Source organism: Microbulbifer echini, assembly GCF_041447225.1.
Taxonomy (GTDB): Bacteria; Pseudomonadota; Gammaproteobacteria; order Pseudomonadales; family Cellvibrionaceae; genus Microbulbifer; species Microbulbifer echini.
In genome coordinates, this window is sequence record NZ_JBGMEL010000022.1 from 21,667 (window position 1) to 37,807 (window position 16,141).

The window sequence follows — 16,141 nt, forward strand, 5'->3', positions numbered from 1 at the left end:
AATGCGCATACCAGCCACCCCGCCTGGTGATCTTAACGAGGAACAAAAACCACTCTATGAAGATATGGCCACTGAGATGAAAGGCTATTTCTCTGGTTTCATCAAAAAGCGCAAAGATGGGGCTTTGCTCGGCCCCTGGGCCCCGGCACTTCGCTATCCCAAATTTGGCAAACCCTGGTGGGATTACGTAAAAGCGATTTCGGATAATCCCTCGTTGCCAAAATCTGTACGTGAGGTTGCGATCTTGGCTACAGGTGCACATTTTAAAGCGGGTTATGAACTGTACGCTCACTCCGCTATTGGTGAACAGATCCATTTAGCATCCGATAAGATTGCCACTATTGCAGCTGGGGAGCGCCCGGTTGACCTGACTTGTGCAGAAAGTACTGCGTACTGTGTTGCGGTATCCCTTGCTGCGGGTGGACGTTTACCTGAGGCCACATGGCAAATGGCGGTAGAAGCTTTTGGTGAAGGCGGTGCTGCAGAGCTCATTTTCCTGGTTGCCGGATATCATCAGATTTCTGCACTCCTAAATGGTTTCGATGTTGGTATTCCCAGCGATAAGGATTAATGGAAGTTTAGGTTTGGTGCTATACAAGTCCGGGTACGAGCCTCAGACGTAGCTCTCGGCGCCCGACTTCTGGCTACAACTCTCACCCTGCGTTCCGAATTGACTGTCTTTGTCTATCGCAATGTTGGTTTGAATGTCATAACCACTTTGTGTTCTTGGCCATCGTCGATTAGCGGGATCTTATTGGTGGAAATTTCTTCGTTATCCAGTGTCAGTTTGGCAATGTCCCGCGGACACCCGCCGCAGTGCTGTACTTCAATGGCATAGCGGCTGCCGCCAAAACGCAGAGACAGGTGGTAGTTATCCCAGGACTCAGGCAGACAGGGCTCGATGACAAGGTGATCGCCGTCGAGGATTTTTACCCCCAATAAAGCCTCCAGTGCGCTCCGATAAAGCCACCCAGAAGCACCGGAATACCAAGTCCAGCCGCCGCGCCCAACGTGAGGCTCTACACCGTAGACATCACCAGCCAGCACATAGGGTTCGGTGCGGTAGCGCTCTACGGCTGCAGGTGTGTTCGTATGGGTAATCGGATTTAACAAATTAAAGTAGTGCCAGGCACGTTCACTCTGGCCTAGTCCGGCGGCGGCCCAGACCGCCCAGGTGGCCGCATGTGTATATTGGCCACCATTTTCGCGGATACCTGGAGGATAACCTTTGATGTAGCCGGGGTCTTTCTTAGTGCGGTTAAACGCTGGTTTGAGGAGCAGTATTTGTCGCGCGACCTCGTTGACCAAATGCCTGTCGGCGGATTCCATTGCGGTGCGTGCGCGTTCGGTTGGTTCCTGCTGGGAGAGTACGGACCAGGTCTGCGCGATCAGGTCGATTCGGCATTCATCACTTTCCTTGGCGCCAATCGGAGTGCCGTCGTCGTAATAGGCGCGTCGGTACCAGGCCCCATCCCAGCCACTTTCCTCCACCTGCTGGCGAAAATTCTCACCCAGCAGGCGATAGTATTCCGCCAGGGCGGAGTCCCCAATATAGTCGCACAGAGGCGCCATATCGCGGCAAACCCGCAGAAGAAACCAGCCCATCCACACGCTTTCGCCGCGGCCGGTGGTGCTAATGCGGCTGAAGCCGTCGTTCCAGTCGCCGTTGCCGATCACTGGCAGGCCGTGGGGGCCCACTGCTCCGGCGCGCTCAATGGCGCGACAGCAGTGTTCGTAGAGGGAGCCCGATTCGTCACTGTTATCGAACTCCGCGTAGCGCTCGTGCTCGTCCTTCCCAAGTGGTGCCCCAGAGAGGTAGGTGACTGGCTCATTCAAAATGGCGTAGTCGCCGGTGGTGCGGATGTACTGCGCTGTGACAAAGGGCAACCACAGTAGGTCATCGGAGCATCGGGTGCGCACACCACGTAAAGGATTTTCGTGCCACCAGTGCAGTACATCGCCATCTTGGAACTGTCGTGAGGCCGTGCGCAAAATATGCTGGCGGGTCCATTCCGGCTCTGTCCACATGAGCGCCTGGACATCTTGTAGTTGATCGCGAAAACCAAAGGCGCCGCTGGACTGATAGAAGCCGCTGCGTCCCCACAGGCGGCAGGCCAGGGTCTGATACGGTAGCCAGCGGTTTACCATCAGTTCGGTGGCCTTATCCGGTACTTGTACCTGCACGGAACTCAGATAGTTTTCCCAAAATTGCTCGAACTGAAGCTGCGAATCTGCGGCTCTGTTCGGGTCCTGAAACTCATCGGCCAAGGCCAGCGCCTGAGCGCGATCCACACCCTCCCCCATCGCGAAAAACACCTGTTGTGTCGCGCCGGCCGCTAAGTCGATATGGACCTGATAGGCGGCGCAAGGGTCGCCACCACTCTGCACTCGGCCGGTGAGGCCGATGCGAAACAGAGCCTCCGGTGCCTGCGAACTTCCGGCGCTGCCAATAAATTCGTGGCGGTCTGTGGTTAGGCCGTGGGGTGGTAGGCTGGCGGTGAGGAAGGCCACGCCGGGCTTGGCGTCTGGGACGAAGGCGTTGCGGGCCAACAGCGCATTGCTTTCGGAGACGAATTCGTTGACCAAGTGCGCCCAGCTGCCGCTTCGGGTCAATCCTTGCACCCACTCCACATAGTAAGTAGCTGTCAGGCGCCGAGGTTTGTTCCAGCAATTTTTCAGGGTGAGACGCCCAATTTTGACTGGGGCAACACGATCGACGGTGATATGCCAGGACTGTTCCAGGCCGTGGCTGTTATGGCGGTATTCGGTGTAGCCTGCGCCGTGGCGCACTTGGTAATCGGCGTTGGCGGGGCGCGGTGCTGGGGTGGGACTCCAGACCTCAGCGCTCTCTTCGTCGCGCAGGTAGAGAACTTCGCCGCTGGGATCGCGCACCGGATCGTTATTCCAGGCCGTCAGCCGATGCTCCCCGCTGTTGCCGCTCCAAGTGCAACAGGAGCCACCCTCGGACACCAGGCAGCCGAAATCGGGATTGGCGATAACATTCACCCAGGGGGCTGGAGGCCGCTGGCCCGGTTCCCCGGCTTTGCCGGCCTGTAGATGCAGGACGTACTCGCGGCCATCGGCCGTGAAGCCGCCGAGACCATTGTCGAACAAGAGGTCCTTTGGTCGCTCCAGTACGGGGGTGGGTAGTGACGTATAGTCGGCAGGCTGCACTGGAACGAAAGGCGGTAGCGGCTGTAGCTGTGCCTGCAGTGCTGAGGCGCTGTTCTCAAGCTGTGCGGCGACAGAACCCGCAGTGGAATCGAGCAGTACGCGGGCCGCGGCCAGCAGGCCCATGCGGTCAGATTCAGGCAGTTCCTGTCCCGGTACCATTACCACCGAGCCATCCAGTTTACGCAGAGTGCGCCCACGGATATCGGCGATCATCTCCTGCAGTCGGTCGCGAGTCTGCTGAGAATAGCCGGCGGAATCCTCGTCGATTATCACCAGGTCAATCGCCAGGCCGCGGCCACTCCAGAGGGTGTGCGCCTGCAATACCAACTCGGCAAAATCGATTCCCGGCTCACTGCGGACTTCGACCAGTAGTATCGGATTATCCCCAGAAATACCCCGGCTCCAAAGGCAGCGCTGAATATGATGGCTGTGAGCCAAGACCCGGGAGGGCGGGCGGAGCCCCCCCGAGGGGGCCAGTACCGCCGACAGTAAATCCATCATCCAGTGTACGTCGACAGGAGAAATGTGCAGGTTGTGCAGCTCCTGTTCCGACTGCATACGTGCAAGGTCGAACACCCAGCGCGCTTTAGGGCGCGATCGATAGGAGCGAAGCACCGAAAGAAGCTCTCGCCGGGATTTGCTCGCCCCGGTCAGATAGATCACTTCGATTTCAGATTGTGGCGGTATGGTTACCTCTTGAGCCGAAGCGATTACCGGGTCGAGCACCGGTCCGGTGGTGCCGGTGAAACCGGCCATCCCATGCTCCAGTGCCAGAGGGCGAGCGGGTGAGCCACCGCGCCCCAAAAAGCGCATTCGGTCGGTCTCCCACCCCAGGCGGTGATGCACCGCATTGGAAACCAATGCGCAGTGGGCCATGTAGATGGGCTTTTCATCACTGCTGCGAGGTCGACGACGATAGAGCATCACCTGTTCCTCGGGCAGGTACTGGCTCTCTACAAACAGTTTGGCAAAGGCGGGATGGCGTTGATCTTCGCGCTCTGGTGCGAGTACCACTTCTGCGTAATCTGCCAATAGCAGGTGGCGCTCACGATCGCTCTCGTTTTTGATGACCAGTCGACGGGCTTCGACATCATGCTGAGAGCTGAGGGCGATATGCAGGCGGCAGAAGAGATCCGATTCCCGGCGTTGGAACTCTGCGCTCTGCGGGGAGAAGTTGGTCATGCAGTGGCCGGGATCGCCACCACAGGGCGCTAGGCCCACGGAGAAGAGTTCGCCGCTGTCGAGGTCGCGGACATAATTCCAGTGGCCCCACTGGTGCTTAGTCGGATCCGCCTGCCAGCGTGTCAGAGCGATGTTGTGCCAGTAGCTTCCCCCCGCACCGTCCGCCCCTAACAGCAGGCTGTGGTGCCCATTGGACAGCAAGTTGTACTGTGGATAGGGCCGCCCAGGCAGAGCCGACCAGCTTCGCAATGCCCCTTCGGCGTGGAAACTGCGTTGCAGTCCGGGCTGTTGCCAGGGCCTCAATGCGGGCCGCGCGGTGGGCACGCGCTCGTGCAACAGCGGTGTCAGACCGGCGATACGCACATCGCTGTGGAAGCGCGCCTGCATGATGTCGTCGTGCAGGTAGTTGTTGATCGCCAGCAGGATCATTCCCTGATGGTGGCTCATATAAGAACGCACAGTGCGCGCACGGCGCGGTATTGGCTTGGCGGTACGGCCGTAGTCGATCGCTTCATAGAGGCCGAACTGGCCATAGCCGCCCTCGGCACGCAGATGGCGCAGGTTTTCCATTACTGCGGCGGCGTCGAAGGGCAGCGCCATCATGGAGGCGTAAGGTGTAATGACGAGACGCTCGCCGAGGTCGCGGCGAAAACCAATGCCCGGCACCCCAAACGCGCGGTATTGGTAATGCAGTTGGCTGTCCAGCTCGTAATATCCGGACTCGGCGATACCCCAGGGCAAGGCAAAATTAGCGGTGAATTTGCGGTGTATCTCAATTGCATTGCGACAGGCCCGCCCCATCAAACTGTGGTCTGGGGTTTCCATCAACAGCCGCGGCATCAAGTACTCGAACAGGGTTGCGCTCCAGGACATCAGCACCACTCGCCGGTGCAGATGCCGGAATGGACGCTCCAGGTGACGCCAGTGACGCGCGGGGATATCGCCCTTGGCAATCGCCAGGAAGCCGGTCAGGCGCGACTCTGAGGCCAGCAGGTCGTAGTGATTGGGGTCCAAAGCGGCATCGGTGACGTTGTAGCCGATATGGAAAAGGTGTAGTTCGCGGTCATACAGGAAGCCGAAGTCCATTTCCTCAACCCACGCGCGCGCGCGCGTGGCCAAATCCGAGATGTCGAGGAGGTAGTTGTCAGCGTTTTCCCGCGCCCTAACCAGTGCGAGGTGCAGCTTGTCGCACCAGGCAATGACTTCATCCTGCCGTTGCTCAGCGCCGCCGATGAGGAGCGCCTGGAGCTGCTGCAATTGGGCCCTCGCCTCTGCGCAGACGTCCGCCATTGTCGCGAGTGAGACGGGCCTACTCAATAGGGTTTTAAGGGTGTTGAAGCTTTCGGTCACCCGTTCACCGCCGTCCCGGCAGGCTTTCGGGGGTGACTGCATCAGCCGCAGCCAGGGTTCAAGCTCTTCCTGATATCGGCGTGCTGCGACGGCGTGGCGGTGCAACTCATCGAGCCATTGGCGCAGGCGCCCCAGGGCCTCAGCGCTGAAATTCTTTTCATCACCTTCAATCAGTTTCAGCATCTGCTCCTGCAGCCAGGGCACATCCCGTTCGTAGATATCATCGATGGTTTGCCACCAACGATTGTGTTCCGCTCCAGCTTGCAGGCGTTTGCGGAACTGCGCAATTTGCGCGTTGATCTCGTGGACGTCATCGGAAGCGGAATCCGGATCGACGGGCTGTAGGGTTTCCGCCATTGCATCGAGAGTATCGGTGATACCCAACACCAACTGGCGGCCGCTTAAAGGCTCAGTTTGCAGCGCCTGCAGACCACTGGCCAGGGTCATTAAGCTGCCGGCCAGATTTCCACTGTCCACGGTGGAGACATAACGCGGATTGAGCGGGCGCAATTCGCGCGTCTCGTACCAATTGAGAAAATGTCCGCGATAGCGCTCCAGCCCGCGCATTCTGTCAAAGCTGTTATTCAGCCTTGCCAATAGCAGGCTGAGATCCAGGTAACCGAAATCGTAGGCACTGAGGATGGAGAGTAAGCCGAGGCCAATATTGGTGGGCGAGGTCCGCCGGGCCAGCACTGCGAGCGGCTCTTCCTGGTAGTTATCCGGCGGCAGCCAGTGGTCGTCTGGGCCCATGAAATGTTCGAAGAAAAACCAGGTGCGGCGGCTTAACAAGCGCAGTTCGCGTTTGTCCTCTTCTGTAAGGAAGGAGGTCTCCAATGGACGCGGCTGATTAATATGCTGCACCAGCTGCGGGGCGAACAGCCAGGCCAGTATCAAAGGCGCTGCTGGTAATAAATTGGCGGGCGCGCCAAAAAGAAGACCGGCGATTGTCAGCAACGCAATTGCCGGGGATACCCACAGTTCCCGCCAGCTGCCGCTGGCGCTTAGGGATCTACTGACCGAGCGATTCACATGCGCTGCCGAGGTCCACTGCAGTAGGTGACGGTGAGAGACACCCAGTCGGTACAGTGTACGAACTATCGCGTCCAGTGCATTGACTGCCAGTACTGGTAAAAGGACCAGGGATAGTAACCAGTGTAAAAAGCGCTGCTGTAAGGCTGCCGGACCTCCCCGCAGGTGCAGGTGGGCGCGGCTGGGGTCGGCGATGCTGCGCCATATCATCGAGAGCAATTCCTGCCACACCGGCGCGGATGACAAAAACAACAGCCCCAGGGTCCAGGCCCAGGGGTGGCCCGGTAACCAACCGCTCCAGGCTAATAGGAAAAGTGCGAGAAGGCAGGGCGCATCCAGGCTGCGGCGCAGATTGTCGACGATCTGCCAGCGCTGAATAGGCGGTAGAGGGTTACTGACGTTTTCACCCGTATCGATAGAGACACGCTTGCGCAGCCAGGACAGCAATTGCCAATCGCCTCTTATCCAGCGGTGCGAGCGGCGCAGCATGGAGAAAATATTGGACGGGTACTGCTCGTAGAAAATGGCATCCGAAAGGAGCCCGACACTGCCGATGGCACCCTCGAGGAGATCGTGACTGAGAATGGCGTTTTCCGGCAGTTGCCCGGCCAGAGTCTGGGAAAAAACCCTGGGGTCGTAGATACCCTTACCAGTGAATATGGCCTCACCGAACAGGTCCTGGTAGGCATCGGATACCGCATGGGTATAAATATCCACTGTGCGATCACCGGAGAAAATCTGGCTGAATACGGTCCCATCGGAACTGGCCGGATCGGTTTCCACTCGCGGTTGGAGAAATCCGTAGCCAGCGACTACCCGCCGACAGCTATCGTCGATGACGGCACGATTGAGCGGATGTGCCATGGCCCCGACAAGTCGCCGCGCAGTCTCCGGCGGCATCTGGCTGTCGGCGTCCAGCGTAATCACATAGCGGGTACCCTGCAGCAGTTCGCGGTCGCCAAAGCAAACGGTGAAACTGTGCTCTTCCTGACCTGACAGCAGATGGTTGAATTCGATAAGCTTGCCGCGCTTGCGCTCCCAACCCATCCAGCACTTTTCCACTGAATTCCAGCGCCGCTCGCGGTGCAACATGAGAAAGGGCGCCCTCCCCTCGCTATTGGTATGGCGCTGATTCAAAGCCTCAATGGAGGCTTTCGCGTTTTGCAGTAGCTCATCATCGCCTTGGGCATTTTGTGCATGGGCATCTGCGAAGTCGCTGAGGACGGCATATACAAGATTCTCATCGCCATTGTTGAGGTAATTAATCTCCAGGCACTCAAGAATTCTCTGCATATCCTCCGCATCAGCAAACAGTACCGGCATAACGACCACTGTGCGGCACTCTCCCGGTATCCCCTTTGCGAAATCCATTTTAGCGAGCAGGCGTGGCGGCAGGCAGTGGGTGATCAGGCCATTGACCAGTGCCAGGGCCATACCGACCACAGGTACGACAGCAATAGCTACAACCAGCAGGATTAAAGCGCTAGAGGTCCCACCGAAAAGCAAGTAAATAGCCAGAGCGAGAAGCGGTGGAATGGAGAAAAGCGCCAGCCCGGAAAAAAACACCGTGGGCGCCCGGTGTAATAACTGCCAATGCAGGCGCGCGAGGAAACCCGGTTGGTATCCCAGCGCGGCTTCCAGTTCAGGCCGCCCTTCGTCTATCAGGTAGTAACCCACATGCCGTGTGCGCATACTGGGCGCTTGCTCAGCGCACAGATCCACTAGACACTGTGCAACCTGAAGCTCGGTTTTGTCACTGCCACGGGCCAGCTTCTCAACTACATCCCGGTAACGGTCACGTGTTTCAAAGTCCATACCGCTATAGGCGGTTGATGGATCTGTACACAGAATTCGCTCTACGCGACTCAGGGATTCGACAAAATCCCGCCAGTTACAACTGCGCAGCTCCCGTAAACTGATAATGCCACTGGCGATGCTGACACTGAGTCCTTCCTCCAATTCTTCGTTTCCCGCCAGCGCATCCTCGGCGCGTTGTGCCAGGTGTTCCAGCAGACAAAGTCGCAGCAGTGCGGGCAGTGCCCAGAGTTCACCAGTCGTTAAAACCGCGTCTTCCTGGTAGTAGTCGACTAACTGGTGAATGGATTGGATATCCAGCGGCTGTGAGAAGTCGATAATCAGGGCATTGGCCAGGGCATGGATTCGTAAATCCGAGCTTTTATTGCGCGCGGTAACCTTGGGGAGCTGCTTTATGTAGTTCCCCGGCAACGACTCGCACACCAGCTGCAGAGCCTCCTGAACCACGTGGCGATTATCCAACAGCCACTCCTCGCTGCGGGTACTCTTTTCGCCCGCTTCGACTCGTTCGGCCAGGTGTTGGTATATTTTCTCGAAGTGTTTTTCCAGCTGCCGCAAATGGGCTCTCAAACGATAACCTCCACCCGCGCGAGCGGGCTGGCGATGACGCTTGGCCAGTGCGGCTATATCTTCAAGGCGCTGCTGTTCGTTATCCCTGCTTGGGTTGTCGCTCTCTAACTGTGCGGCAGCCTCCGTTTTGGGCGTGGTTTTCTGAGATTTGGGGTGCACAAAGAATTTGTCCCCCTGGCCGGAATCCTTCCTTTTCCAAAACCGCAATTTCATCGATGTGCTTCATTTCTAACCGGGAGAGTCGGATGGCGAATTTGGCTGGCGTCAGTGCCGGCGCGAAGGGCTTGCAACTGGGATTCTTGTAGGTTCTGGAATACGAGCACCGGAAGATCACTGTGTGACATCACGGTGTGGCAAATTGTGCCTGTTACCTGTTGCTCACCAGTCTGCCAATCGTGCGCGCTCATGGCGATCAGATTGACCCCCTCATCAGCCGCGGTGGTATAAATGGTTTCCGCGACATTTTGGGCAACAAGTAATAGTGGGCGTACTTTGATGCCGTTTTCCAACTGTCGGGCTATTTCCTCCAGATAGGCCTCTCCTGCGCGGCGATTACACTCGACAAACTTTTCTCGAGTGGCGTGTTCCTCGCGCGTGATGGGCATACGCCGAGGCATTTCGGGCACGGCAATGACCTGCAGCAGGATCATTTCCATCTCTTGTCCGCGCATCATGGAAGCTGCCTGGCAGGCTACCCACTCGGAATGTGAAGAGCCGTCCATCGATACCAAAATACGGCGATAGGACATGTTTTCCTGATTCGGTGGTCTCAAACCAGGACGCACTATGATGAACGAGCGCCCCGAACCACTGAACAGCTTTTGGGCGGTGCTTCCAAAGTCGAAGCGGCTAACCCCTCCCTTGCCATAAGCGGTAAAAACAATCAGGTCGATATCCATTTCATCGCAGTACTCGACAATCTGTTCGGCTGGGCGGCCCTCCACTACAGATTGGGTTACGGCAATTTCCTTTTCGGAGATACGCTCGGCAAGGCGGTTCAGGTAGCTACGTAATTCCACCCGGCGCAGGCGCCAATCCACTGGATCGATACTCTGTTCGTCAGACATTTGTACATGCAGGAGATGGATTTTCGCACCGCTGTTGCGTGCGAGCATCACCGCATGGGCGATGGCCTCCTCGGCAATGGAGGAGCCGTCAAGAGGAAGTAAAATGTGTTTAAACGGCATGTCAGTACTCCCAGCCGGGGGCCGGCAATGGATATTCGATGAATCTCAAAGAAATTGGCGACAGATGGTTTTAGCTTTGCGATTTTTCCCGGTTTTTAAGCGAATTTTGCATCGCGATCGCAGCTCAGTCTGGCTAAGGTCAAGGGTATTTCAACTTGCCGGGCACGGTGTTGTTTCTAGTGTCAACCTGAGAATCTGGGTACCACATAACTGAAAATGAAGGCTGTCGCTGATTCGCGACGCCAGTTTCGAAATGATTCTGGTGATATCACTGGCGGGTGTACGTCCTGGGGGGTCGACAGCCTGGTATTTAAATGCCGATGAGAATAATACGTAGCTGTGGGGAAAACCGTTTCAAGGTGAGGAGGTCTGGTAAAGATAGGTACAGGTTCCTCCTAGAACCCGGGGAAAGTTCACTGGCGTAATCCCATCCCTTAAGGTTTATCCCGAGTATTTAATCGGGCTCCAGGCGTGAACCGCTGAACGCTGCGTGCTTGAAAAGGCGTAAGCGTATCTGTTTCTCGGTCTCGACGATGGCAAAAAGCACTACCCCTATACCCACGATCAGTATTCCATCCGCAAATGATACCGCCTCTGTGGCGAATATTTTCTGCATTGGTGGGAGGTAGGTCATGGCAAATTGGCCCGCACACACCACTAGCACGGCAAGCCATACTACACGGGTGCCACGTACGGCCTTCCAGGTCAGCGACGTGCCATACATGTTGCGAATAAAGAACAGGTGGAATATTTCCATCACCACTAAAGTGTTCATCGCCATGGTTCGCGCCATATCCAAAGAATACTGCCGCTCGGTGGCGTAGGTGTAGACCCCAAATACACCGCACAGAAACAAAATGCTTACCAATGCGATGTGCCATACCAGTACATTCGTTAGCAGTGGTTCGCTGCGAAGTCGGGGTGGGCGGCGCATGGTGTTTTCTTCGGTGGGCTCAAAAGCAAGTGCGATACCGAGCGTAACGGCGGTAATCAGGTTCACCCATAATATCTGAATGGGAGTTATTGGCAGCACCATGCCAAAAACTAAGGCCACGATAATGGTTGAGGCCTCACCGGCGTTCGTCGGCAGGGTCCAGCTGATGACCTTCTTTATATTGTCATAAACCGTGCGCCCCTCTCGCACTGCGGCGCCGATAGAGGCGAAATCATCATCCGCCAGGACCAGCTCGGAGGCTTCCTTGGCGGCTTCACTGCCCTTTTGACCCATTGCGATGCCGACATCGGCACGCTTAAGTGCTGGTGCATCGTTAACGCCATCGCCGGTCATTGCCACGGTTAAGCTGTGTGCCTGTAACGCAGCCACCAATCGCAGTTTGTGCTCGGGTCGGGTGCGAGCGAAAATATCTGTCTTCAGTACTTCCTCGCCCAGGGTTTTGTCATCCAGGTTATCGATGTCTGCACCGGTCATCGCCCTGTTGGGGCAGAGCAAGCCGATCTGCTGCCCGATGGCTTTGGCGGTTGCAATATGATCGCCGGTGATCATTTTTACCCGGATGCCGGCTTTTCGACACTCTGCCACCGCCGCAATGGCTTCCTGGCGAGGTGGGTCGATCAAACCTACGAGACCCAAAAGCGTCAATGTTCCCTGCACGTCCGAGTGTTCCAGAACCGTGTGTTCCGGCGTCACTGTCTTGATGGCGAGGGCAAGTACACGTTGGCCCTGTGCAGCGAGCGCTTCCGCCAACCTTCGCCAATCGTTTTCTTTCAGTTCTGAGTCGCGCCCTACCGTTATGCGACAGGTTTCGCACATTGTCAGAATCTGTTCGGGTGCTCCCTTAACGGCGATAAGAGCATGGTTTTCATGATCGTGATTCAGAGTGGCCATAAATTTATGCCCCGAATCAAAGGGGATGATATCGGTGCGGGCCCAATACTTCCGTGTCTGCGCAGCATCCATTCCCGCCTTTGCGGCAAAAGTTAACAGCGCGCCCTCCATAGGATCGCCTTCGACTGTCCAGGTATTTCCCTTTTTCCTGAGCTCTGCGTCATTGCACAGGACTGCGATATGGGCGAGTTCAGATAGTGGCAGGCGGTTGGGAGTAGACTGGGGATTATCTGCCGGCTTTATCTCTCCTAGCGGTTCATAACCATTCCCGCTAATCGTGTAGTGCTGGCCATCGCCAGTGATCACTGATGCAACACTCATTTCGTTGCGCGTAAGGGTGCCGGTCTTGTCGGTGCAAATCACCGAGACTGATCCCAGAGTTTCGATGGCAGGAAGGCGACGAACAATGGCGTTGCGTCGCGCCATAGCCTGCACTCCTACGGCCAAAGTAATCGTCAGTACCGCGGGCAGACCTTCTGGGATAGCCGCTACGGAAAGACCCACAATGGCCATAAACAGCTCGGCAAAATCGTGCTGTAAAACAAACAATCCGAAGGCCAAGATCAAGGCGGCAACGGCCAGAATAAAAATGGCAAGCCACTTGGCAAAGTTGCCCATCTGTTCAATCAGTGGAGTGGTTAGGCGTTGGACATTGGCGAGCATACCGCTGATGTGGCCGATCTCGGTCTCTTCGCCAGTGGCGACCACCACTCCCAGGCCCTGGCCAGTAGTGACATTGGTACCGCTATAGGCCAGACAAGAGCGGTCCCCCAGTGCTGCGTCGATGCTTACCGGGTCGGTGCGTTTTTCCACGGCGAGGGATTCTCCGGTCAGAATGGCTTCCTGAATCTGCAAACCGTGGGCGGTTAGTAGGCGCAAATCGGCAGGTACCTTGTCCCCGGCTTCAATGAACACAAGATCGCCGGGGACCAGGTTTCGGCCGGGCACGGTTTGCCTTTGCTTATCCCGTATCACGGCGGCCCGCGGTGCCAGCATATGGCGGATAGCATCCATTGCTTTCTCGGCTTTTCCCTCCTGGGCGAAACCGATCGCTGCATTGACGATAACCACGGCAAGGATTACCGCGGTGTCTACCCAGTGTTGCAGTACACCGGTGATTAGTGCCGCAGCCAACAGCACATAGATCAGAATATTGTTGAAGTGTGAGAAGAAGCGTCGCAGTAATCTTTTGCGAGGAGGTGCCGGCAGGCAGTTGGGGCCATGGGTTTCTAGCCGCGCTGTCGCCTCGGGCTCGCTGAGCCCGAGCATTGATGTGCCCAGCGCGGAGAGCACGGCCTTTTTTGGTAGTGCGTGCCAATTCTTTTCGGGCTTCGTCTGAGGCACGGATCACCTTTACTCGATTACCTTCCCTGGTATTTGCCAGAGAATAGCAATGGTCAGAAAAGTACATGGGTCCCGGCTGTGAAAAGATCTTCACCCAGTAACGCAGTAAAGCGCCGCCAGCGGCGCGATATCGAGATAATGAGGGTGCTTAATGATCAAAGAGTGCCCGCCCAGGGCTTCAGCCAGTAGGTACCCCAGTAGTAGATACCCCAAGTAGGTATATCAGGCGCAGGGCGAGAACAGCGCAGAATTCAGCCGGACTCAGCAAATTCTTGGCAACTGTTCCCCTGGCAAGCGCTGTAACAGCCGGTCACATCCCAGGTTGTTTCTCAGGGTTACCTGAGCATCGGTCTTGTCGGTGACCCGCCCAATCTTCGCACAGGAGGATCCAACCTGAGTTTCACGCAGAATCGAGCTGGCCAAATCTACGGATTCCTCTGGCACAAATGCGACAAAACGGCCTTCATTGGCAACATAGAGAGGGTCCAGCCCAAGCATTTCGCAGGCCCCTTGCACCGATTCGCCGACGGGTATTTGGCTTTCCTCCACTTCAATTGCCCTGCCACTGGTTTCGGCGAGTTCAACCAGTGCCGTGGCCAGGCCACCGCGAGTGAGATCCCGCAAGCAATGCAGAGTCACTCCCCCTCGTATCAATGCTGAAACAGCGCTATTGAGTGGGGCGCAATCACTGTTCAGTGCGCTTTCGAAATCCAGGCCCTCCCGGCTTGCCATAACGGCAATACCGTGGCGGCCGATATCGCCAGATAACAGAATTTGGTCGCCGGAGCGGATGCGGCTGGGGGCGATCGGTTGACCGTCCATTAGTATGCCCACACCGCTGGTATTGATATAAATACCATCGCCCTTGCCTCTCTCTACGACTTTGGTATCGCCGGTCACCAGCTTTACCCCTGTCTCCTCCGCCGCGACTGCCATGGATTGCAGCACTTTTTTGAGGGTTTCCAGTGGCAGTCCTTCTTCCAATATCAGACTGCAGCTCAAGAATTTTGCCTCGGCGGCGCCCATGGCCAGATCGTTGACGGTGCCGTATATGGCAAGTTTGCCGATATCCCCACCGGGGAAAAACAGTGGGGTAATTACAAAAGAATCTGTGGTAAATACCAGGCGATCGGCGCCCCAAGGTAAGGTTGCGCTGTCGTGGGCCTGATCGATCCAGGCGTTGTTAAATAGGGGTTGGATATATGTGCTCAACAGCTGCTGCGTCATCTCCCCACCGCTGCCGTGTCCGAGTCGAATAGTTTCCCTATGGATTGTTGGGAGTGGACATTGGATGTTCACTGGCTTTCACCTGTTGGCTGTGGCGGTAATACGCGGAGCAGGCTCCCTCGGAGGAAACCATGGGGGCACCCAGGGGGCGCTCGGGGCGGCACTCCTGGCCGAAATGTGGGCAATCGTGTGGTTTTTTGTGGCCGAGCATAATGTCGCCGCTGATACAGTGGTTTTGCTCCACCGGATTGATATCGGGCAGAGCAAATCTTTGCGCGGCATCTAAGCCAATAAACGCTTGATGTAGCTTTAAACCACTGGCAGGCATTTCTCCCAGCCCCCGCCAGTGTTGGGAAGAAACCCTAAACACCCGGTTCAGCAGCGCCTGTGCCTCTCGGTTGCCCGTTCGATCCACCGCCCTTGTGTACTGGTTCTCCACGCGACATTCCTCTCGCTCCAACTGGCGCAGGCACATCAACAGCCCTTCGAGAATATCCAGGGGCTCAAACCCGGTGACGACGATGGGCACCCGATACTGTTCCGCCAGAGGCCGGTAGCTTTCGTACCCGGTTATCGAGCACACATGACCAGCGGCAAGGAATCCCTGAACTCGCGTATCCGAGGCGGAACAAATGGATCTAATCGCCGGTGCCACCAGAAACTGGGAGACAAGCAGGGAAAAGTTTTGCAGCGATTGGCTGTGGGCCTGAGTGACGGCCAGGGCGTTGGCGGTTGCGGTGGTTTCGAAGCCCACAGCAAAAAAAACCACTTGCTTTGCGGGGTTTTCCTCGGCGATCTTTACCGCCTGTAAGGGCGAGTACACGATGCGAATATCGGCCCCACCGGCTTTGATATCGAGCAGACTGCTCTCCGAGCCTGGTACTCGCAACATATCGCCGAATGAGCAGAAAATTACCTCTGGTAGGGCGGCAATGGCGATGGCTCGATCAATTTGCTCCAGAGGTGTGACACACACAGGGCAGCCTGGGCCGTGTACCAATTCCACTGCTGGTGGTAACAACTGATCGAGTCGGTTTTTAACGATAGCGTGTGTCTGGCCGCCGCAGACTTCCATAATTGTCCAGGGTTGGGTGGTAGCTTTGCGGATTTGTGCGGCAACTTTCAGAATGCTATCGCTCTGGCGGTATTCACTCACAAATTTCACCGCATCCCCCCTGATTGCTTGCTCTGTCCAGTGCTTCCAGGTCACGGAAAACCCGGCCCGCTTCTTCTTCCTGTATCCGGCTGATAGCGATGCCCACATGTACGATCACATAGTCGCCAACGCCGGCATCGGGGACCAGTGTTAAGTTGACCTCACGCGCAATACCGCCAAAACGTACTTTTCCCAGGCGCTGCAAGGGGGAATTGTCGTGGATATCCTCGATAAGGCCTGGGACGGCTAAACACATCCTGG

7 protein-coding genes are annotated in these 16,141 nt (G+C 56.7%); 1 reads left to right on the top strand and 6 read right to left on the bottom strand.

Features of this window, described 5'->3' with window-relative positions:
- Position 1 precedes the first annotated feature (1 nt).
- On the top strand, positions 2–571 hold the full coding sequence (locus ACCI51_RS17440) for a carboxymuconolactone decarboxylase family protein (protein ID WP_299586863.1): 570 nt from the start codon (positions 2–4) through the stop codon (positions 569–571).
- 113 nt (positions 572–684) lie between these two features.
- Here the strand turns inward: ACCI51_RS17440 and ACCI51_RS17445 are convergent, their stop codons facing one another.
- From ACCI51_RS17445 to ACCI51_RS17470, 6 genes are all read right to left on the bottom strand, one after another.
- Entirely contained in the window at positions 685–9,333 is an 8,649-nt protein-coding gene (locus tag ACCI51_RS17445; protein ID WP_371844699.1) for a GH36-type glycosyl hydrolase domain-containing protein, read from the bottom strand.
- Complete coding sequence (locus tag ACCI51_RS17450; protein ID WP_371844700.1) at positions 9,330–10,307, bottom strand: universal stress protein; 978 nt, start codon at positions 10,305–10,307, stop codon at positions 9,330–9,332. The genes ACCI51_RS17445 and ACCI51_RS17450 overlap by 4 nt, the downstream gene beginning before the upstream one ends.
- Positions 10,308–10,761: 454 nt before the next feature.
- Positions 10,762–13,497: a cation-transporting P-type ATPase gene (locus ACCI51_RS17455; RefSeq protein WP_371844701.1), complete on the bottom strand. Its 2,736-nt coding sequence runs from the start codon at positions 13,495–13,497 to the stop codon at positions 10,762–10,764.
- A 261-nt stretch (positions 13,498–13,758) separates the two neighbouring features.
- Positions 13,759–14,796: a hydrogenase expression/formation protein HypE gene (gene hypE, locus ACCI51_RS17460; RefSeq protein ID WP_371844702.1), complete on the bottom strand. Its 1,038-nt coding sequence runs from the start codon at positions 14,794–14,796 to the stop codon at positions 13,759–13,761.
- The gene (gene hypD, locus ACCI51_RS17465) at positions 14,762–15,880 is read right to left on the bottom strand and encodes a hydrogenase formation protein HypD (protein WP_371844703.1); all 1,119 of its coding nucleotides are present in this window, start codon (positions 15,878–15,880) and stop codon (positions 14,762–14,764) included. The genes hypE and hypD overlap by 35 nt, the downstream gene beginning before the upstream one ends.
- Entirely contained in the window at positions 15,873–16,136 is a 264-nt protein-coding gene (locus tag ACCI51_RS17470) for a HypC/HybG/HupF family hydrogenase formation chaperone (protein ID WP_299586880.1), read from the bottom strand. The genes hypD and ACCI51_RS17470 overlap by 8 nt, the downstream gene beginning before the upstream one ends.
- Between the last annotated feature and the right edge of the window lie 5 nt (positions 16,137–16,141).

Coding starts and splice junctions, on each gene's coding strand:
- ACCI51_RS17445 (WP_371844699.1), bottom strand. CDS start 9,333: ATGAAATTGCGGTTTTGGAAAAGGAAGGATTCCGGCCAGGGGGACAAA.
- ACCI51_RS17470 (WP_299586880.1), bottom strand. CDS start 16,136: ATGTGTTTAGCCGTCCCAGGCCTTATCGAGGATATCCACGACAATTCC.
- ACCI51_RS17440 (WP_299586863.1), top strand. CDS start 2: ATGCGCATACCAGCCACCCCGCCTGGTGATCTTAACGAGGAACAAAAA.
- ACCI51_RS17450 (WP_371844700.1), bottom strand. CDS start 10,307: ATGCCGTTTAAACACATTTTACTTCCTCTTGACGGCTCCTCCATTGCC.